This is a genomic window from Allocoprococcus comes (assembly GCF_013300725.1).
Taxonomy (GTDB): domain Bacteria; phylum Bacillota; class Clostridia; order Lachnospirales; family Lachnospiraceae; genus Allocoprococcus; species Allocoprococcus comes_A.
This window is the reverse complement of sequence record NZ_JAAIMM010000097.1, coordinates 1-817: the sequence shown is the minus strand read 5'-3', so window position 1 is coordinate 817 and position 817 is coordinate 1. Positions and strand designations below refer to the sequence as shown.

General features: G+C 39.5%; 1 protein-coding gene. It reads right to left on the bottom strand.

Translation table 11 applies throughout. From position 1 onward, the window contains the following. Positions 1-145: 145 nt before the first annotated feature. Positions 146-619, bottom strand: coding sequence for a sigma factor-like helix-turn-helix DNA-binding protein (locus G4407_RS16195; RefSeq protein ID WP_029732459.1), 474 nt, complete (start codon positions 617-619; stop codon positions 146-148). Between the last annotated feature and the right edge of the window lie 198 nt (positions 620-817).

The window sequence follows — 817 nt, the reverse complement described above, 5'->3', positions numbered from 1 at the left end:
CTTCCTCGTGCTCACTGTATGAAATGTCACGTCAGTTATTATTGGATATTCAGTTTTCATAGTGCATTTTAGGGAGTCCTTAAAGCTCCTCTAATTACTAAAGTCAAATGACTTCGACAGATGCAAAAAATTTTCCAAAAATTTTTTAAAAAAATTCTTTCATATACATTTCACGCATTTTATTAAGGATCGTTTTCAGCTTGTAAGCTAATACCTGTCTGGAAATCCCCATAATCTCAGCCATCTGTGTCTGTGTCTTATTTTCAAAGAAAATGCCGTAAATAATCATGCGTTCCTCGGTATTCAGCTGATTGATCACTTTATGAATATCCTGCTGTTCCATTTTCGTCAGTACACTGTACTCCACGTCGCAATTCAGATCTGGGAAATCCTCAATCATGAATCCTTCCCCATCGATGGACTGTCCACTATAAGGCACCTCCCGCAGCATCTTATCCACGACTTCCCCCAGCTCGTTCTTAATCTCAACTTTTTTTGCCTTGCTGCTTCTGTAAAAATTATTCATCGCATACGCAACTTTTTTTGTAATCTCGATCATTTCTCCATCAATATTTGCGTAATACTTTCCTTCGTAAAAATATGGGTGTTCAATATACATATCCGTTCCTCCTGAATTTGAAATCTTGTTGCTCGTTTCAAATCCAGAAGGCGGACCTCTGTTTAGGATCATGCCTGCTCCGCCTTTATCCTGCCGGGATACGCCCGCAGTTATTGGCTGAGAAATTCAGGCACGAAAAAAAGGGGGCTGTGAAATAAGTCCCTAAAAGAAATAGGACCATTCGTTCATGCGAAAGGT

Bases quoted from the DNA above. Each gene is read 5' to 3' on its own strand.
- G4407_RS16195 (WP_029732459.1), bottom strand. From the start codon at position 619: ATGTATATTGAACACCCATATTTTTACGAAGGAAAGTATTACGCAAAT.